The sequence below is a fragment of the Streptomyces sp. NPDC021012 genome (assembly GCF_044333355.1).
In the GTDB taxonomy this organism is placed as follows: domain Bacteria; phylum Actinomycetota; class Actinomycetes; order Streptomycetales; family Streptomycetaceae; genus Streptomyces.
Genome location: NZ_JBIRQU010000003.1, coordinates 130,096 through 147,930, shown reverse-complemented (window position 1 = coordinate 147,930; position 17,835 = coordinate 130,096). Strand labels below are relative to the sequence as shown.

General features: G+C 71.9%; 15 protein-coding genes. 2 read left to right on the top strand and 13 right to left on the bottom strand.

The features are described 5' to 3' along the window. Window positions 1-61: 61 nt before the first annotated feature. The 13 genes from ACH4TP_RS10450 to ACH4TP_RS10390 form a co-directional block, all read right to left on the bottom strand. Complete coding sequence (locus ACH4TP_RS10450; RefSeq protein ID WP_398437008.1) at window positions 62-1,513, bottom strand: purine-cytosine permease family protein; 1,452 nt, start codon at window positions 1,511-1,513, stop codon at window positions 62-64. A gap of 126 nt (window positions 1,514-1,639) precedes the next feature. Further along, complete coding sequence (locus ACH4TP_RS10445) at window positions 1,640-2,779, bottom strand: agmatine/peptidylarginine deiminase (protein WP_398437006.1); 1,140 nt, start codon at window positions 2,777-2,779, stop codon at window positions 1,640-1,642. Between the two features lie 78 nt (window positions 2,780-2,857). Further along, complete coding sequence (locus tag ACH4TP_RS10440) at window positions 2,858-3,655, bottom strand: ABC transporter ATP-binding protein (RefSeq protein WP_389232674.1); 798 nt, start codon at window positions 3,653-3,655, stop codon at window positions 2,858-2,860. Further along, window positions 3,648-4,634 (bottom strand): ABC transporter ATP-binding protein, encoded by a 987-nt coding sequence (locus tag ACH4TP_RS10435; RefSeq protein ID WP_398437004.1) that lies wholly within the window; start codon window positions 4,632-4,634, stop codon window positions 3,648-3,650. Before ACH4TP_RS10435 ends, ACH4TP_RS10440 begins: the two co-directional genes overlap by 8 nt. Then, entirely contained in the window at window positions 4,631-5,485 is an 855-nt protein-coding gene (locus ACH4TP_RS10430) for an ABC transporter permease (protein ID WP_398437002.1), read from the bottom strand. The genes ACH4TP_RS10435 and ACH4TP_RS10430 overlap by 4 nt, the downstream gene beginning before the upstream one ends. After that, window positions 5,482-6,441 (bottom strand): ABC transporter permease, encoded by a 960-nt coding sequence (locus ACH4TP_RS10425; RefSeq protein ID WP_389232665.1) that lies wholly within the window; start codon window positions 6,439-6,441, stop codon window positions 5,482-5,484. The genes ACH4TP_RS10430 and ACH4TP_RS10425 overlap by 4 nt, the downstream gene beginning before the upstream one ends. Continuing rightward, on the bottom strand, window positions 6,438-8,117 hold the full coding sequence (locus tag ACH4TP_RS10420) for an ABC transporter substrate-binding protein (protein ID WP_398436999.1): 1,680 nt from the start codon (window positions 8,115-8,117) through the stop codon (window positions 6,438-6,440). The genes ACH4TP_RS10425 and ACH4TP_RS10420 overlap by 4 nt, the downstream gene beginning before the upstream one ends. A 134-nt stretch (window positions 8,118-8,251) precedes the next feature. Continuing rightward, window positions 8,252-9,253, bottom strand: a complete 1,002-nt coding sequence (locus ACH4TP_RS10415; RefSeq protein WP_389233248.1) for an agmatine/peptidylarginine deiminase — start codon at window positions 9,251-9,253, stop codon at window positions 8,252-8,254. Window positions 9,254-9,458: 205 nt separating this feature from the next. Then, window positions 9,459-11,210, bottom strand: a complete 1,752-nt coding sequence (locus ACH4TP_RS10410; protein WP_398436997.1) for an urease subunit alpha — start codon at window positions 11,208-11,210, stop codon at window positions 9,459-9,461. After that, entirely contained in the window at window positions 11,207-11,902 is a 696-nt protein-coding gene (gene ureA, locus ACH4TP_RS10405; RefSeq protein ID WP_389232656.1) for an urease subunit gamma, read from the bottom strand. Before ureA ends, ACH4TP_RS10410 begins: the two co-directional genes overlap by 4 nt. A gap of 216 nt (window positions 11,903-12,118) precedes the next feature. Then, window positions 12,119-12,700 (bottom strand): TetR/AcrR family transcriptional regulator, encoded by a 582-nt coding sequence (locus tag ACH4TP_RS10400; protein ID WP_389232653.1) that lies wholly within the window; start codon window positions 12,698-12,700, stop codon window positions 12,119-12,121. A gap of 117 nt (window positions 12,701-12,817) precedes the next feature. Continuing rightward, window positions 12,818-13,981, bottom strand: coding sequence for an agmatine deiminase family protein (locus ACH4TP_RS10395; RefSeq protein WP_398436995.1), 1,164 nt, complete (start codon window positions 13,979-13,981; stop codon window positions 12,818-12,820). 90 nt (window positions 13,982-14,071) lie between these two features. Then, the gene (locus ACH4TP_RS10390; RefSeq protein ID WP_398436993.1) at window positions 14,072-15,709 is read right to left on the bottom strand and encodes a serine/threonine-protein kinase; all 1,638 of its coding nucleotides are present in this window, start codon (window positions 15,707-15,709) and stop codon (window positions 14,072-14,074) included. 139 nt (window positions 15,710-15,848) lie between these two features. On the opposite strand from ACH4TP_RS10390, the gene ACH4TP_RS10385 reads away from it, so the two are divergent. Beyond that, entirely contained in the window at window positions 15,849-16,457 is a 609-nt protein-coding gene (locus ACH4TP_RS10385; RefSeq protein ID WP_398436991.1) for a TetR/AcrR family transcriptional regulator, read from the top strand. Between the two features lie 212 nt (window positions 16,458-16,669). Next, on the top strand, window positions 16,670-17,830 hold the full coding sequence (locus ACH4TP_RS10380; protein ID WP_398436989.1) for an agmatine/peptidylarginine deiminase: 1,161 nt from the start codon (window positions 16,670-16,672) through the stop codon (window positions 17,828-17,830). The last annotated feature ends 5 nt before the right edge of the window (window positions 17,831-17,835 follow it).

Sequence of the window (17,835 nt, the reverse complement as noted above, 5' to 3'; positions counted from 1 at the left end):
TCCTTCTCTCAAGGGTTTCGAAGGTTCTGTACGTGCAGGCGCGGGTGGTGCGGTGGGATGTTCAGTGGAGTCGGTCCAGCAGGCCCTCCTCCCTGACCATCCGGCGTTCGGTGGCCAGATCGAGACTCCGGGCGAAGGCCCAGTAGAGGCCTCCGGCCACCGGCAGGCCGACGAGGACCGAGCAGTCGACGCCGCCGAGGCGCTCCGCGACGGGCCCGACGAACAGGCCCGTGATGACCATGAACGGGGCCATGCAGGCCAGGCCGATCACATAGGCGAGGTTTCCGCGCCAGCCCCATCGGCCGTAGATTCCGCGCGGGTTGAAGATCTCCTTCACGACGTACTGGCCGCGCCGGACGAAGAAGAAGTCGACCAGGTTGATGGCCGTCCACGGGATGAACAGGTACGTCAGGACCACCACCACGTTGGCGAAGAACCAGTTGAACTGGTCGATGCCGACGAGCGTGGAGACCGTCCCGACGGCGGTCAGCATGATGCCGATCGTGACGATCCTGATGGTCCGGGTCGGCTCGACCGGCCGGAACGAGTCGACGATCGAGATCATGGTGAGGCTGCCGCCGTACTGGTTGATCGCCATGATGGAGAGCAGCCCGACCAGCAGGACGACGACCGCGACCGTGCCGAACCCGCCGAACAGCCGGTCGGCCGACAGCTTCAGGGCGGTGACCGGGTCCGTGCCCTCGGGAGCGGCGGCCGAGACCACGGCGCCGAGGACGAACACCCAGATCCCGGAGACCGCGCTCGGCAGATAGGTCCACCAGAAGGTGCTGCGCACGGAGACGTCGGGTCTGAGGTAGCGCGAGTAGTCCGAGACGTACGGGGCCCAGCCCAGCTGGAAGCCGGCGACGAAGACGAACACCAGCATGAACGGGGCGAGTTCGAACGGGCCCGCGTTCCAGACGCCGTCCGGCAGCCCGCCGCCGAACAGGGCGGACGCGGTGACGGCCGCGGTGATCACGACGAAGGGCCAGGTGAGCCACTTGTTGATCTTGTGGATCCACTCGTACCCGAAGAGGGCGATCACGGTCGCCACCGCGGCGGCGAGGAGGTAGCCGAGGGTGTTGGGGACACCGGTGAGCAGGTTCATGGCCTGGCCGGACAGCAGGGCGTCGGAGGTGTTGAAGGCCACGTAGTTGACCAGGGCGAAGACCCACACCGTGAGCGCGGCGCCCAGGTAGCCGAACTGGGGTCTGGACTGGACGAGTTGGGGCAGTCCGAGCTGGGGCCCCTGGGCCGAGTGGAACGCCATGAAGAAGGTGCCGAAGAGCGAGCCGAGGACGGTGGCGACCACCGTCCACACGAGCGAGGCGCCCATGGACAGGGTCACGACGCCGGTCGCCAGGCCGGTGAGGTTGAGGCTGCCGACGAACCAGATGGCCCCCACGCTCGACGGTTTTCCGTGCCGTTCCGAGAGGGGCACCCAGTCGATCGAGTGCCGTTCGATGCCCGCGTGCGGCGCGGAATCAGGCGTGGGTGAGTCGACAGGCCCCATGTGGGCTCCCGTTCAGGTTCAGAAGGGCATCGGAGAATCCGTACGGCGCCCGGTGGCCCGTCGGCGCCGTACGGTGCGCCCACCTTAGAGATTGACTTAAATTTCAGTCAATGGTTTGGACAGCCCTCAGGCGGCGGGCTGCTGCTGGGTGACGCAGTGGATGCCTCCGCCGCCCGTGCCCAGGCGGTCGATGTCCAGCTGCTCGACGACGCGGTCCGGGTAGAGCCGGGCGAGCGTCGCCCTGGCCGCCTCGTCCGCCCGCCGGTCCCCGAACTGACCGCTGATGACGGCGCCGTTGCAGAGGTAGAAGTTGGCGAAGGAGGCGAGGAAGTCCCGGTTGGTGGAGCGGATCCGGTTGTAGTCGGGGCCCTGGAGGCGCATCGTGTCGATGGGGCGGCCGGTGGCGGTCGTCGCGGCGGACAGGGTGCCGTACTGCCGGCGGGCGTCGCGGGCGTAGGCGTCGGTGTCGGTGGACGGCGGCATCTGGACGAGGGCCTCGCCGGGGGCGAGGAAGCGGGACGTGGCGTCGACGTGGTCGTCGGTGATGTCCTGCCCGTAGACGCCGTCGAACCAGATGACCTTCGACGCGCCGTACGCCTCGCACATCGCCGCCTCCAGTCGGCGTTCCGACATCCCGGGGTTCCGGTTGCGGTTCACCAGGCTGCTGCGGGTCGCCATCAGCGTGCCGGCGCCGTCCTGCTCGATGGCGCCGCCCTCGCCGACCAGGTCGGCGTAGGTGAAGGGGACGCCCGCGTAGGAGGCGATCCGCTCGGCGACGAGGGCGTCCCTGGCGTGGGTCTGCTTGCCGCCCCAGCCGTTGAAGTTGAGTCCCACGGCGTCGAGACCGCCGTGGCCGTCGGTGCGGAAGACGGGGCCCGTGTCCCGCATCCAGCAGTCGTCGACGGGGATGGAGCCGATGACGGTGACGGTGGGGCCGCACATCAGGCGGGCCTTCGCCGCGCTGCCGGAGTTGGCGCACAGGACGACCGGCTCGTACTGCGCGATCGTACGGGCGATGAGCGCGATGTCCGCCTGGACGCCGCCCAGTTTTCCGCCCCAGATGGCGGTGCTGTCCGGCCAGGCCATCCAGGTGCGGGTGTGGCGGACGTCCTCGATCGGGACCCGGAAGGGCCCCGCTGCGGCGCCCGCCCGTTCGGGGAGGGTCGTCGCGAGCGCGGCCCCGGCGGCGGCCGCTCCGGCGGTGACGAGGAAGCCCCGCCGGTTCAGGCCCCGGCTGGCGTGCCGGCCGGCGGTGTGTTCGTTCATGGTTGACCTCCTGTGTCGACGGGCCTTCGTGGCCGCGTGCTTCGGACGCCGGGAGCGGGGGCGGGACGGCCGGGGCCGTCAGAGCGCCCGGCGGGCGGCGGCGATCGCCTGGGGGTCCCAGCCGGGGCGGGGTACGGATTCCAGCAGGAGCCGCGTGTAGGGGTGTCGGGGCGCGGCGAGCACCTCGGCCGTGGGGCCCGCCTCGACGACGCGCCCCTTGCGCATGACGATGACGTCGTCGGTGACGCACCGGACCACGCCGAGGTCGTGGGTGATGAAGAGGTAGCCGATCCGGGTCTCCTCCCGGATGTCGGCGAGGAGGTTGAGGATCTGCGCCTGGACGGAGACGTCGAGGGCGGCGACCGCCTCGTCCAGGACGAGGACGGCCGGTTCCACGGCGAGGGCGCGGGCGATGGCGACGCGCTGGCGCTGGCCGCCGGAGAGCTGCCGGGGCCGGGCGTCGGCGGCGCGGGTGCCCAGTCCGACCTGGTCGAGGAGCTCGCGGACGCGCCGGTCGTGGTCGGTGCCGGGGAAGTGCAGGCGCAGGGTCTCGCGCAGGACCTGTTCGACGCTGGTCCTCGGGTCGAGGGAGAGGTACGGGTCCTGGAAGACCATCTGGACCTCGCGCGCGCGTGCCAGGCGCCGGGCCCGGCCGCGGTGTCGCGCGCCGCGCGCCCGGCCGCGTACCCGGATCTCCCCGGCGTCGGCCCCTTCGAGACCGACGACGATCCGGGCCGTGGTGGTCTTGCCGGAGCCGGACTCGCCCACGATGCCCAGGGAGCCGCCCTCGGGGAGGGCGAAGGACACGTCGTCGACGGCGCGGACGCTCCCGAAGGCGCGGTGGAGGCCGACGGCCTCCAGGACGTTCTCAGGCATCGGCGGGGCTCTCCAGGAGTCGGTCGCTGTGGTGGCACGCGGCCCGGTGCGCGGGCAGGTCCGGCGCGGTGGCCGGCTCGGGCCTCTGCCGCTCGCAGACCTCCGTGGCGAGGGGGCAGCGGGCGGCGAACGGGCAGCCGGGCAGTTCGCGGCGCAGGTCGGGGGGCTGCCCGTCGATGGCGGCGAGCCTTCCCCGCGGGGCTTCCAGGCGGGGGGTGGAGGCGAGCAGGGCGGCCGTGTACGGGTGCCGGGGCCGCGCGAAGAGGGCTTCGGCGGGGCCGCTCTCGGCGATCCGGCCGGCGTACATGACGTAGACGCGGTCGCTGATGGCGGCGGCGAGGTCGAGGTCGTGGGTGACGAAGAGCAGTCCGGTGCGGAAGCGGGCGCGCAGTTCGGCCAGGAGGGCGATGACCTCGGCCTGCGTGGTGACGTCGAGCGCCGTGGTGGGCTCGTCCGCGAGGAGGAGCTCGGGGTCTCCCATGAGCGCGGCGGCGATCACGACGCGTTGCAGCATGCCGCCGGAGACCTGGCCGGGGTACTTGTCCAGCGCGGAGCCGTCCAGGCCGACCGCTTCGAGGAGTTCGGCGGCTCGGGCGCCGGCGTCCGCCCGGGACATCCGGCCGGTCAGGGTGACGCTCTCGGTGAGGAAGTCGCCGATGCGGCGCAGGGGGTTGAGCGCGGCGCGGGGGTCCTGGTAGATCATGGCGACGGTGTCGGTGCGCAGCGCCCGCAGCTGCTCGCCCTTCATGGCGAGCACGTCCTGTCCGAGGACGCGGATCCGGCCCTCGACGACGGCCCCGGGGGGCAGCAGGCCGAGCGCGCCGCGCGAGGTGAGGGTCTTGCCGGAGCCGGACTCGCCGACGAGGGCGACGGTCTCGCCGGCGGCGACGTGGAGGTCGACGCCGTCGAGGACGGGGCGGGCGGTGCCGGGGAGCGTGACGCGCAGCCCCTGGACGTGGAGCGTGTACGGGGAAGTCATCGGTCTCTCCTGGCGACGCGGTCGGCCCAGCGTTCTCCCACGACGTTGAAGGCGACGACGGTGAGCACGATGAACACGCTGGGCAGGACCGCCGAGAGCGGGTAGCCCTGCTGGATGGCGGTCTGGCCGTCGAAGACCATGCGGCCCCAGTCGGGGGTGAGGGCGGGGACGCCGAGGCCGAGGAAGGACAGGCCGGCGAGGTCCATCAGCGCGTAGCCGAAGTTGATGGTGGACTGGGCGAGGACGACGGGGGCGATGTTGGGCAGGATGTGGCGCAGGCAGATCTGGAGGGCCGAGTGCCCCTGGACCTGGTGGGCGCTGACGTACGGGCGTCTGCGTTCGGCCAGGACGAGGGAGCGGGTGAGTCGGCTGACGTACGGCAGGTAGGCGACGGAGAGCGCGATGACGGGGGCGAGCAGCCCTTCGCCGTAGATCGAGATGATCAGGATCGCCAGCAGCATGCCGGGGAACGCGAAGACCAGTTCGGTGCTGCGCGACAGGGCGGAGTCGAGCCAGCCGCCCCGCCAGCCCGCGGTCATGCCGACCGCGATTCCGGCGAGGGTGGAGAAGACCACGACCCCGAGGGGCCCCAGGAGCGAGGTGCGGGCGCCGAGGAGCAGCCGGGAGAGGGTGTCGCGCCCGGCGGCGTCGGCCCCGAGCAGGTGCTCCGCGGAGGGTCCGGCCAGCGCGTTGCCGAGGTCGACGGCGTTGGGGTCGTACGGGACGAGCCACGGCGCGAGGAGCGCGGCGGCGGTGACGAGGGCGACGAGGCCGAGGCAGGCCAGGTACAGCGGGGACCGGGCGGCGCGGATCTTCGCGAGGCCGGGCCGGCGGGTCAGGACGGCGGTCATGCGGAGGAACTCCTCGCTCCGAGGGTGATCCGCGGGTCGACCAGCGGCAGCAGCAGGTCGACGATGAGGTTCACGATCATGAACAGGGCGACGATGATCAGGGAGATGGCCTGGACCGTCGGGAAGTCCTTGGTCGAGGTGGACAGTTCGAGCAGCTGGCCGATGCCGCCGATGCTGAAGGCGGTCTCCACGAGGATCGTGCAGACCAGCAGCGTCGAGACGATGAGGCCGCCGGTGGTGAGGACGGTGCCCAGGGAGTTGCGGAACACGTGGCGGCGGATGACCTGGCGCTCGGGGACGCCCCGGCTGCGCGCCACGGTGACGTGCTCGCTGTCGAGGGCCTCCAGCATGGCCGAGCGGGTGACCCGCGCGAGCATGCCGATCAGGTACAGGGCGAGCGCGATCGCCGGCAGGGTGAGGTGCCAGACCTGGTCGAGGAGGCCGTCGCCGGACCCGCTGCTGGGGAACCATCCGAGGTTCACGGCGAACAGGCCCTGGAGGAGGACGGCGGCGACGAAGGAGGGGGTGCCGACGGCGAGCGTGGTCCCGACGAGGACGGCCGCGTCGGTGCCGCCGCCGCGCACGGCGGAGATCCAGCCCAGGACGAGGCCGACCACGACGACCACGAGCAGCGCCATCACGACGAGCAGCAGCGTGGTGGGGAGGCGGTCGGACAGGAGCCGGGAGACGTCGGTGCGGTAGGTGATGGACCGCCCGAAGTCGCCGTGCGCGAGGTCGCCGAGCCAGCGGAGGTAGCGGACGAAGAAGGGGTCGTCCAGGTGGTACTGGGCGTTGATCGCGGCGAGGGCCTCGGGCGAGGCGGAGCGGCCGGAGAGCAGGAAGCTGGCCGGGTCGCCCGGCGCCAGGTACATGGCGCCGAAGACCACGAACGACGCGCCGAGCAGGGTGGCGGCCATCTCCGCCACCCGGCGTGCGGCGAATCTCAGGAAGTTCACTTCGCGGCTCCCGCGTCCGCCGCGCCGATGCCGGCGGCCCACGGGTGGTACATGTAGGAGATGGTGGTGGGGGCGCCGGTGATCCTCTTGTTGAGGAAGACGGCGGTGGGCCACTCGGCGACCGGGATCCACGGCAGCTGCTCGGCGACCCGCTTCTGCAGCTCGACCTCGATCCTCATCCGCTGGTCCGGCTCGTACACGCCGGTGGCCTGGTCGACGAGGGCGTCGTAGGCCTTGTCGCTGTAGTCGGCGAAGTTCATGTAGGCGCCGGTCTTGAAGTTCTGCAGCAGGTCCAGCGGGTCGGTGACCGAGTCGTAGTAGGTGAGCGGGAACATGTCGATGCCCTCGCGCGCCTTCGGGTCGGTGAACAGCGCCGTGAAGGCGTTGGGGGCGATCGTCCTGAGGTTGATCTTCAGCCCGATCCGGGTCCCGGCGGCCTGGATCGCGGTGGCGAGGAGGGAGACGTCCTGGCCGATGGGGCTGGTGGCCACGGTCAGCGCCTTCCCGGTGGCGCCGGCCTCCTTGATCAGCGCCTTGGCCTTCTCGATGTCCTGGGCGGCGGGCGGCAGCGCGCCGAAGGCGTCCTTCCGGGTCTGCTCCGAGGCCCCGGCCCAGACGGCGCGGGTGGTGGGCGAGGTGGTGACGGTGCCCGCGCCGCCGAGTCCGGCCCGGACGAACCCGGAGCGGTCGAGCGCGAGGGAGAGCGCCTTGCGGACGCGGAGGTCGCCGAGCGGGCCGTGCATGTCGGTGATGTCGATGTTGACCGTGCTCAGGCCCTCGCCGAAGTACAGGGTGCCGACGCCGCTGTCGCGCAGCCGGCCGTAGCTCTCGGTGGGGATCAGGTAGCCACCGTCGATCTCGCCGCTGAGCATGGCGTTGGTGCGGGCCGAGGGGTCGGTCAGGATCTTGAAGACGGCCTTCTTCGCCTTGGCCTTCGTACCCCAGTAGCCGTCGAAGCGGTCCAGCTCGATCGACTGGCCCTTGCTCCAGGTGCCGAGCTTGAACGGGCCGGTGCAGGCGAGGCCGCCGGAGGTGCCGTAGTCCTTGCCGGCCGCCCGGACGCCCGCCTCGGAGGCGACGACGCCGGCGGCGGTCGCCATGTACTGGGGGAACTGCGAGTCCGGCTTCTTGAGCTTGACGGTGACCTGGAGCGGGCCGGTCTTCCGTATCGAGGAGACGTTCTGGAAGGTCTGCGCCCAGGCGGCGGCGTTGTTCGGGTCCCGCTGCCGGCCGAGGCTGTAGACCACGTCGTCGGCGGTCATCACCTTGCCGTCGTGGAAGCGCACGCCCGCGCGCAGGTCGTAGACCCAGGTGGTGGGGTCCGGGTTCGAGGCCCTCCGCGCGAGGCCGGGCTCCGTGGTGAGCCCCGGCGTCCAGCGCATCAGGCTCTCGCACACGTTGGACAGGATCGTGTTCTGCGGGTAGTCGAACGCGGCCGTGTAGTCGAGGGTGGGCGGCTCCGCGTAGACGGCCCAGGTGAAGGAGTCGATCCCGCCGCGGGCCGGGGGCGTGGAGGCGGAGAGCTTCACCCCCGCGCCGGCGCCGCCCGTGCCGGTCCCGGGCGGACCGGCGCAGGCCGCGAGCAGGGCGAACGAGGACAGGACGGCGGTCGCGGCGGCGGTCCGGCCGCGACGGTGGGAGGGCCGTCTGAGGCCCTGGACAGGGGGAGTCGTCATCGTCGCGCTGTCTTTCCGTGAGGGGTGCGGAGGGAGTGACGGGCCGCGGGGCCGGCCCGTCAGGAGCGGCGGGTCGCTCTACGCGTCCACGGGTCCGTGCGTCTACGGGTCCGTGCGTCTACGGGTCCGTGCGTCTACGCGACGGAGGGGCGTGCGACGGGGATCTGCTGCGTGATGCAGTGCACCCCGCCCCCGCCGAACGCGATCGCGACCGCCTGCACCGGGACGACCTTGCGGCCCGGGTACGCCGAGGCGATCACGGCGAGCGCCGCCTCGTCCTGGGGCAGCCCGGCCACCGGGACGACGACGCCGCCGTTGGCGACGTAGTAGTTCAGGTACGACACCTCGACGGCTCCGTCCGGCATCTCGACGAACGCGGTCTGGGGGACGTCGATGATCTCCAGTCGGCGGCCGCGGGCGTCCCGGGTCGCCTCCAGGACGGCGCGGTTGGCCCGCATCCGGGCGTAGTCCGGGTGCTCGGGGTCGTCCGGGAGGGAGACGACCACGGTACCCGGAGCGGCGAAGGCGCAGACACCGTCGACGTGGCCGTCGGTCTCGGTGTCCAGCAGGCCGCCGTACGGCAGCCATACAACCTTGCTGACGCCGAGCTGCGATGTCAGCTCGGCCTCGATCTCGTCCCGGTTCATGCCGGGATTCCGGTTGGGATGCAGGAGACACTGCTCGGTCGTGATCAGGGTGCCCTCGCCGTCGACCGTGATCGCCCCGCCCTCCAGGATCATGGAGGAGGGGATGCGCTCGACGCCCAGGTGCTCCAGGAGGAGGGCGCCGACCCGGTCGTCGGAGTCGTACGGGCTGTGCTTGCGGCCCCAGGCGTTGAAGCGGAAGTCCACTCCGGCGCGGTTGCCCTCGCCGTCGAGCACGAAGAGCGGGGCGGAGTCGCGGAACCAGGAGTCGTCCTGCGCCAGCTCCACCACGGTGATCCCGTCGCCGCACCTCGTACGGGCGTCCTCCCCGTGGCCGGGCGGGGCGACCATGGTCACGGGCTCGAACTCGGCGATCGCGCGGGCGACGTTCGCGTACTCCTCCTTGACGTCGTCCAGCACGCTGCCCCACAGGTCCTCACGGACGGGCCAGGCCATGAGGCATCCCTCGTGTTCGGACCACTCGGCAGGCATACGGAATGCAGTCATCACGGGTCTCTCTTCGTTTCGCCAGAAGTACCCGTCGGCGGCGGCCGGCTCGGCCGGGCGGAAGCGCGGGGGGGGACGGGTACGCGGTGTGAACATCATCCTTCACTCGACTGAAAATTCAGTCAAGAGAAGTGACATGGTTTTGGAGTTTCGGCCGGTCGGCTGGGACCAGAGGGTCGGTCGGCCGGGGTCAGAGGAAGTACAGGCGGCTCAGCGAGACCTGCTGCGCGGGCTCGGAGCGCATCGGAGCGCCGTCCAGGGTCACGAGACCGCTGCGCGGATCGACGTCCACCTGTCCGAGGCGGGTGTTGCGCACCAGGTCGGCCGGGCCGATGCCGCGGGTGTTCCGTACGGCCACACGCCTGCGCCGGGTGCCCAGGGTGTCGTACGGCGAGCCGGACGAGCCCGACTCGGCGGCGGCGCGGCTGACGAAGGCGACGGACAGCTCGGCGGGGGCGGCCCCGTGGGCGCCGAACAGCGGCCCGAGCACGAGCGGCTCACAGGTGTCGGTGGCCGCGTTCGGATCGCCGGTGACCCCGTAGGCGGGGAAGCCGTTCTTGATGACCATCTGCGGTTTCGCGCCGAAGAAGGGCGGGCGCCACAGCACGATGTCCGCCATCTTGCCGACCTCGATGGAGCCGACCTCGTGCGCGAGGCCGTGGGCGATCGCCGGGTTGAGGGTGAGCTTGGCGATGTAGCGCAGCACGCGCGCGTTGTCGTCGTGCGCGCCGTCGCCCTCCATCGGGCCCAGCTCGGCCTTCATCTTCCCGGCCATGGCGAACGTACGCCGTACGGTCTCCCCCGCGCGGCCCATGCCCTGCGCGTCGGAGGAGGTGATCCCGATCGCGCCGAGGTCGTGCAGGACGTCCTCCGCGCCCATCGTCCCGGCCCGGATCCGGTCGCGCGCCATGGCCGCGTCGCCCGGGAGGTCGGTCTTGAGCGCGTGGACGGAGACGATCATCCCGTAGTGCTCGGCGACCGCGTCGCGGCCGAAGGGCAGGGTGGGGTTGGTGGAGGAGCCGATGACGTTCGGCACGCCCGCCATCTTCAGGACGTTGGGGACGTGTCCGCCGCCGCAGCCCTCGATGTGGAAGGCGTGGATCGTACGGCCGTCCAGGACGCGGAGGGTGTCCTCGACGGAGAGGCACTCGTTCAGGCCGTCGCTGTGCAGGGCGACCTGGACGTCGTGCTCCTCGGCGACCCGCAGGGCCGTGTCGAGGGCCCGGGTGTGGGCGCCCATGTCCTCGTGGACCTTGAAGCCGCAGGCGCCGCCCTCCGCGAGGGCTTCCACCAGGGGCGCTTCGTCGGAGGCGGAGCCACGGGCCAGGAAGCCGATGTTGACCGGCCAGGCGTCGAAGGCGCTGAACCCGAGCTTGAGGGCCCAGGGCGAGTTGACGCCGACACCCCAGCTCGGCCCGATCTCCTGGCCGATGATCGTGGTGACGCCGGAGGCCAGGGACGCCTCCATGATGCGCGGGGAGAGCAGGTGGACGTGGGTGTCGATCGCTCCGGCGGTGGCGATCAGGCCTTCGCCCGGAATCATGGTGGTGCCGGTGCCGACGACGACGTCGACGCCGTCGAGGGTGTCGGGGTTGCCGGCCCGCCCGATCGCGTGGATCCGGCCCTCGCGGATGCCGATGGACACCTTGCGGATGCCCTGCACGGCGTCGATGACCAGCACGTTGGTGATCACGACGTCGCAGGTGTCCCGGACGGCCGCGGCCTTGAGGTGCATGCCGTCGCGGGCGGTCTTGCCGAAGCCGGCCAGGAACTCGTCGCCGTACGCCTGCGCGTCCGACTCGACGCGGACGACGAGCCCGGAGTCGCCGAGCCGGACCCGGTCGCCGGCGCGGGGGCCGTGCACGGTGGCGTACTCGTGCGGGTCGATGTGTCGGCTGGCGCCGGGCGAGCAGTGGTCGCCGTGCCTGGTGGGCCTGCTCATCGCTCCGCCCCTTCCGCTCCGAGGTAGCCGCAGGCGGCGGCGCGCTTCAGGGCCTCGCTCTTCGCGCCGGGCGCGTCCAGCGGCCCGTCGACCAGGCCCGCGAATCCGATGGCGATCCGGTCCCCGCCCATCGGTACGAGTCCGACCTCGACGACGGCGCCGGGGTCGAAGCGGGTGGACGATCCGGCCGGGGCGGCGAGCCGCATGCCGTAGGCGGCGGCCCGGTCGAAGTCGAGGCGCGGGTTCGCCTCGAAGAAGTGGAAGTGCGAGGTCACGCTGACCGGGACCGAGGCCGTGTTGCGCACCCGCAGGGTGAGCGCCGGTTCCGGCTCAGGCAGGGTGTCCGTGTGGGGCAGGACGGCCCCGGGGGCGCCGTCGTCGTGCTCCACGTCGCCGAAGGGGGCGCTGATGACGGCCAGCCGGGTGCCGTCGTCGAACACCGCCTCGACCTGGATCTCCGTCACGACGTCGGTCACGCCGGGGAGCACGTCGTCCGGGCCGAGCACGCCGCGGCCCCGGTCGAGGGCCTCGGCCAGGTGGAGGCCGTCCCGCGCGGCCTCGCACACCGTGTCGGCGATCAGCGCGGTCGCCTCCGGCACGTTGAGCCGCAGTCCGCGCCCCAGGCGCGTCCGCGCGAGTTCGGCGGCCGTGAAGAGCAGCAGCCGGTCCCGTTCGGTGGGGGTCAGGGGCATGTCGCCCCCTGGGGGAAGAGCCTGGTCACACGCAAGGGGTCCCGTCCTTTCCATGGAGGGGAGAGGGATGTGGGTGCAGGGCACCCACTCTCACACTGACTGAAATATCAGTCAAGATTGCGGACGTGCTTGTGCCGCCCGGTGCCGACTCGGTCGGCCATGAGCCGTACGACCTGTCAGGTCACCTGGTGGGGAGGTGTGTCGGGAGGCGCCGCGTCACGGGCGGCCGAGGCGCTCGATCTCCGCGTCGATGGCCTCGTTCATCAGGGTCCGGGCGTGGGAGATCTGGAGCGTGCCGCTGAGCCAGCGCATGCTGAGGCCCTCCAGGAGGGCGGTGAGCCGCTCGGCGGACGCCGTGAGGGCGACGGCCGGGGCCATCGGCCTGACCTGGCCGAGGAGGGCAGCCACCTCCTGCACCCAGACGAGGGTGGATCGCGCGAGGTCCTCGCGCAGGAGGTCGTCGAAGACGGCGCTGGCCCGCAGCTCGCCCCAGGCGGTGCTGTTCTCCCTGACCTCGGTCGTGTCCTGGAGTTCGAGGAGGAGCGTCTGCTCCAGTTCCTCGCGCGGGCCGAGCGGTTCGGCCTCCGGATCGCGGTCGGTCGTGTAGCGCTCGGCGCGGTCGCTGATGAACTCCAGCGTCTTGCTCAGGATCCCGGCGCGGTCCTTGAAGTGGTAGTAGATCAGCGCCGTGGACACCCCCGCCTCGGCGGCGAGCTCCTCCACGCGCAGGCCGCGGACCCCGCGCCGGGCGATCACCCGGGCGGCGGCTTCGAGGATCTGAGTGCTGCGAGACGCCATGGCCCGAACCTTACCGGGCTCGCCCGGTCGGCGGAATCACGGCCCTGACGAGGGGGCGGGCCGGGGCCGGGGGTGAGGAACGGGTGCCTTTCGTCGCCCCCTCGGGCCGGTCGGGTGCTACGCGGGAGGCGCGACCGGCTGCGACTGGGTGGCGCAGTGGATGCCGCCACCGCCGGTCGCGATGTTGTCGATGTCGAGCTGGACGACGGTCCGGCCGGGGTAGGCGGCCGCGAGGATGTTGTAGGCGACGCCGTCGGCGTAGCTGTCGCCGAACTGGGGGACGAGGACGGCGCCGTTGGCGGTGTAGTAGTTCGTGTAGCTGGACAGGAAGGCGGGGCCCCTGTTCTTGCCGCGGATGTACCGCCGGTCGGGGCCGGGGAGTTCGGTGACGGTCAGGCGGCGGCCCTGCGCGTCGGTCGCGCCCAGCAGGATCCGCTTGGTCTCGTTGTAGACGGCGACCCACTTGGGGTCGGTGCCGGGGCCGGGCTGGTCGAGGATGACCTGTCCCGGTGCGACGAAGCGGGCCAGGCAGTCGATGTGGCAGTCGGTGATGTCCTGGCCGGCGAGTCCGGGCACCCAGATCACCTTGTCGATGCCGAGCGCCGACCTCAGCGCCTGCTCGACCTGGTCCTGGGTCATGCCCGGGTTGCGGTTGGCGTTGACGAGCGAGCTGACCGTGGCGAGCAGGGTGCCCTGGCCGTCGGTCTCCAGCGAGCCGCCCTCCCCGACGAACCCGGCCTGGACGCGCGGGACGCCGTACCGGCCGAGCAGGGTCGCGGCCGCCGCGGCGTCGTTGGCGTAGGGCTGGTAGTAGCTCGTGCCGGTCTTGCCCCAGCCGTTGAAGTTGGTGTCCACGCCCGCGACGGCGCCGGGGGCGACCACGAAGGTGGGGCCGAAGTCCCGGATCCACAGGTCGTCGTTGGCCATCTCGACCACCTCGATGCCGTAGTAGGCACCGGCTCCGCACTGGTACCGCGCGTCGGCCGCCTGCTCGGGGCGGGCGAGCACCACGACGGGCTCGTAGCGGGAGATCGCGTCGGCCACGCGCGCGATGTCACCGCGCACGCCGCTGAGGTACGGGTACCAGACCGAGGACAGCGCGGGCCAGGCCATGAAGGTCCGCACGTGCGCGTCGTGCTCCGCGGGCATCCGCAGCGTGGCGCCCGAGGGAGCGGTGGCGGCGTGGGCGGCCGAGGGAAGCGCCGACCCGAGGGCCGCGAGCGGGAGGGCCGCGGCACCGAACTGGAGCAGCCGGCGTCGGGAGGTCGTGGGCGTGTCCATGGGACTCCTTGCCTGAGGGAGGGGCGGGTGTTCCACGCATCGTTCCGCAGACTGAAAATTCAGTCAATGATCACTTCGGGACTATGCCCTCTACCGCTCGCTGCGGTAGCGCTCGAAGGCCGCCATGACCGGACCGCCGTCGACCTTGGCTTCCAGCAGCCGTACGACGACGATGTCCCGCCCGTCGGAGCTGCGGACGCAGAAGGGCCGCTCGTCGGCCAGGTCCGCGAAGGCGATCCGGGTGGCCGGCTCCGTGTCGATGCCCCGCACGCAGTCGGCGGGGGTGAGCTCCTCCCCCGGCGAGACGAAGGCGTCGCTGTCCTCGGGCAGGACGAACTCCGAGCGGTCGCGCGCCAGGTACCAGGCGGCGGTGTCCGCGGGAACGACCTTCCCGGACTTCAGGTCGAACTCGTACGTGGCGTCGGGCAGGGTCAGCTCCACCTCCTTGCCGCCGGGCGCGTAGGAGTCCGCCGGGGGATACGACGGGCCGTAGCCCGCGTCCCCTCCCCCTGACCGGGCGTCGAGGAGACGGACGACGCCCCCGGCAGCCACGAGGACCGCGAGCACGGCGAGAGCCGCCACGACCAGGCGCCGCCGACCCTTCCGCGCCCGCCGCCGGGAGGGCTCCACGACCGGAGCGCCCGCGGCACCGGACCTCGGAGACGGAAACGCCGGGGGCGGGGTCGGGGCCAGGCCCGGGACCGGGGTCGGAGCCGGGGGCGGACCTGGGGCCGGGGACGGCGACACGTCCGGGGCCAGGGTCGGGGCCGGGGCCGCGAGGGTGGGTTGCGCGTGGACGGGTGCCGGGCGCGCCGCCCGGCCCACCACCTCGCTGCTGACCGACTGGGGCAGCCAGCCCTCGGCGAACTCCGGGCGGCCCCCCACCAGGGGGTGGGCGTGGACGGCGGCGATCAGATCCACCGTCGCGGGGCGGTCCTCCGGCCGCTTGGCGAGGCACCAGGCCAGCAGATCGCGCAGGTCGTGCGGTACGCGGGCGAGGTCCGGCCGCTCGTGGACCACCCGGTACAGGGCGGCCGACTCCGGCCCCTCCCCGAAGGGGGTCTCGCCGCTCGCCACGTACGCGATGAGCGCGCCGAGCGCGAAGACGTCGGTGGCCGGGGACACCGGCCGGCCGAGCGCCTGCTCGGGGGCCATGAACGCCGCCGTGCCGATGCTCAGGCCCACCCCGGTCAGCGCGACGGCGTCGGCCGCGCGCGCGATGCCGAAGTCGATGACGCGGGGCCCGTCCTCCGCTATCAGCACGTTGGCGGGCTTGAGGTCGCGGTGGACGACGCCCGCGCCGTGGATCGCCTGGAGGGCCTCGGCGATGCCCGCCATGAGCAGCAGCACCGTCCGCGCCGGGAGCGGTCCGTGGCGCTGGACCACCTGGTGCAGGGACGGACCGGGGATGTAGGCGGTGGCGAGCCACGGGGTCGGGGCGTCCACGCCCGACGCGACCACCTGCGCGGTGAACAGGCCGTGGATGCGCTCGGCGCTGGCCACCTCCTGGGCGAAGCGCAGGCGGAACTCGGGATCTCCCGCGAACTCCTCCCGTACCGCCTTCAGGGCGATCGGACGGCCGCCGGGGGTGTGGGCCAGGTACACCACGCCCATGCCGCCGGAGCCCAGCCGGGCCTGGAGGCGGTAGCCGCCGATCTCCCGGGGGTCGTCGGCCGTCAGAGCCGCGTGGGCGGGAGCGGGCTGTGCGTCGGGAAGCTGAGCGGACATGCGGTGGCTCTTTCGGCGAGGCGGAACGAAGGACGCGTGTCGAACGATGCGACCGATCCGACGGACGCATACTGGCTCTAACTAAAGATTCAGTCAATATGCGACACTGTTGGTTCAGACCACTCAAGAGGGGGATCACGTGTCGACGGACCGCCGAAGGGCCATCCTGGAAGGTGCCGCCCGGGTCATAGCCCGCCGGGGAGTGCGCGGGCTGCGCATGGAGGAGCTGGCGACCGAGGCCGGGGTGTCCACCGCGCTGATCTACTACCACTTCAAGGACCGGGCCGGCGTCCTGCGCCACACCCTGGAGTTCATCAGCGACCGGGCCGACCGGTACACGTCCGACGCGAGCGGACCCGGCCACCCCGACGGACACGACGGTCCCGACGGCCCGCGCGACGCCCTGCAGGAGCTGGAGCAGTCCCTGCTGCTGGAGTTCCAGGACCTCCCCGAGGTCCGCGAGAACAGCACGGCCTGGGGCGAGCTGCGCGCCAGCGCGATCTTCGAGCCCGAGCTGCGCGAAGATCTGGCCAGGGCCACACTGACCTGGATATACGACGTCGCGGACCTCCTGGGCCGCATCCGTCCGTCGACCCCCGCACCGGCCCTCACGGCGGCCGCGGAGAGGCTCACCGGCCTTCTCGAAGGGCTCAGCACCCGCTGGCTCAGCGGCGCGCTGCCGCTGGACCACGCCCGCGAGCTGGTGAAGGAGGCGGTCTCCACCGAGGTCGAGCGACTCGGCCGCTGACACCGGACGCCCGGCGCGGGCCCCGCGGAGGAAACGACCCCGCCATCCAGAACGACCTCGCCATCCAGTTTGACTGAATTTTCAGTCAGTGTCAGAGTGGCGACACGAAGGTCATATCCGGCCAGGCGTAACCAGCGATTCAGAGGACCGTGCGTGCACCCTGTTGAGGGGCACGGAGCCGCGGTCCGCGCCCCTCACGATCGGAGACCCCGATGTCCGACTTCCTCCCCTCCCGCCGCTCGGCCCTGCGCGTGCTCGCCGGGATCGGCGCGCTCACCCTCGGCGCCGCCGCCTGCGGCCCCGGCGAATCCGGCCCGTCCGGGGCCGGGGGCACCACCGACCCGACCACGGGAAGCGACGAGGAGATCCGCATGCCCGCCGAGTGGGAGAGCCACGCCCGCACCTTCATGTCGTGGCCCGCCCTGGAGTCCGTGTGGGAGGACGACCTCCCCTACGTGCGTCAGGACATCGCCCGGGTCGCACGGGCCGTCTCGGAGTACGAGTACGTCGTGATGATGGCCCGGCCCGACCAGCTGGCCGCCGCACAGAAGGCCTGCGGCAAGGGCGTCGAGGTCATCCCCCTCCCCGTCGACGACCTGTGGGCCCGCGACACCGTGCCCGTGTTCGTCGAGGAGGGCGGCAAGGTCGCCGGAGTCGACTTCAACTTCAGCGGCTGGGGCAACAAGCAGGTACACAACAACGACGCCCTGGTCGGACGGAAGCTGCTGTCGAAGTACGGGATCCCCCGCATCCAGACGTCGATCGTCGCCGAGGGCGGCTCCTTCGAGACGGACGGCGAGGGCACGCTCCTGATCACCGAGAGCTCGATCGTCAACGACAACCGCAACCCGGGCAAGTCCCGCGCCCAGATCGAGGCCGAGCTCAAGGAGCTCCTCGGCATGGACAAGGTGATCTGGCTGAAGGGCGTCCGCGGCGAGGACATCACCGACGCCCACGTCGACAGCCTCGTCCGCTTCACCGCGCCCGGCGTGATCCTGCTCGACCGGGCGTTCCCTGGCATGCCGGCGGACTCCTGGTCGCGCTCCTCGGACCAGGCCGAGGCCGTGCTCAGCGAGGCGACCGACGCCCAGGGCCGCAGCTTCGAGGTCATCGACCTCCCGCAGCCCGACCCCGACCTGATCACCGGCTACACCGACGACTTCCTGTCCACCTACGCCAACTTCTACGTCGGCAACGACGCCGTCTACATGCCGAAGTTCGGTGACAGGAAGGCCGACGACCGCGCCCGGGGCATCCTCCAGGAGCACTTCCCCAAGCGGGACGTCGTGCAGCTGAACATCGACACCATCGCCACCGGAGGCGGCGGGATCCACTGCTCCACCCACGACCAGCCCGGCAAGCCGGTCGAGTAGCCACG

What these genes read in the sequence shown, in the direction of transcription:
- ACH4TP_RS10450 (WP_398437008.1), bottom strand. Translation starts at nt 1,513, where the DNA reads ATGGGGCCTGTCGACTCACCCACGCCTGATTCCGCGCCGCACGCGGGC.
- ACH4TP_RS10445 (WP_398437006.1), bottom strand. Translation starts at nt 2,779, where the DNA reads ATGAACGAACACACCGCCGGCCGGCACGCCAGCCGGGGCCTGAACCGG.
- ACH4TP_RS10440 (WP_389232674.1), bottom strand. Translation starts at nt 3,655, where the DNA reads ATGCCTGAGAACGTCCTGGAGGCCGTCGGCCTCCACCGCGCCTTCGGG.
- ACH4TP_RS10435 (WP_398437004.1), bottom strand. Translation starts at nt 4,634, where the DNA reads ATGACTTCCCCGTACACGCTCCACGTCCAGGGGCTGCGCGTCACGCTC.
- ACH4TP_RS10430 (WP_398437002.1), bottom strand. Translation starts at nt 5,485, where the DNA reads ATGACCGCCGTCCTGACCCGCCGGCCCGGCCTCGCGAAGATCCGCGCC.
- ACH4TP_RS10420 (WP_398436999.1), bottom strand. Translation starts at nt 8,117, where the DNA reads ATGACGACTCCCCCTGTCCAGGGCCTCAGACGGCCCTCCCACCGTCGC.
- ACH4TP_RS10415 (WP_389233248.1), bottom strand. Translation starts at nt 9,253, where the DNA reads ATGCCTGCCGAGTGGTCCGAACACGAGGGATGCCTCATGGCCTGGCCC.
- ACH4TP_RS10410 (WP_398436997.1), bottom strand. Translation starts at nt 11,210, where the DNA reads ATGAGCAGGCCCACCAGGCACGGCGACCACTGCTCGCCCGGCGCCAGC.
- ureA (WP_389232656.1), bottom strand. Translation starts at nt 11,902, where the DNA reads ATGCCCCTGACCCCCACCGAACGGGACCGGCTGCTGCTCTTCACGGCC.
- ACH4TP_RS10400 (WP_389232653.1), bottom strand. Translation starts at nt 12,700, where the DNA reads ATGGCGTCTCGCAGCACTCAGATCCTCGAAGCCGCCGCCCGGGTGATC.
- ACH4TP_RS10395 (WP_398436995.1), bottom strand. Translation starts at nt 13,981, where the DNA reads ATGGACACGCCCACGACCTCCCGACGCCGGCTGCTCCAGTTCGGTGCC.
- ACH4TP_RS10390 (WP_398436993.1), bottom strand. Translation starts at nt 15,709, where the DNA reads ATGTCCGCTCAGCTTCCCGACGCACAGCCCGCTCCCGCCCACGCGGCT.
- ACH4TP_RS10380 (WP_398436989.1), top strand. Translation starts at nt 16,670, where the DNA reads ATGTCCGACTTCCTCCCCTCCCGCCGCTCGGCCCTGCGCGTGCTCGCC.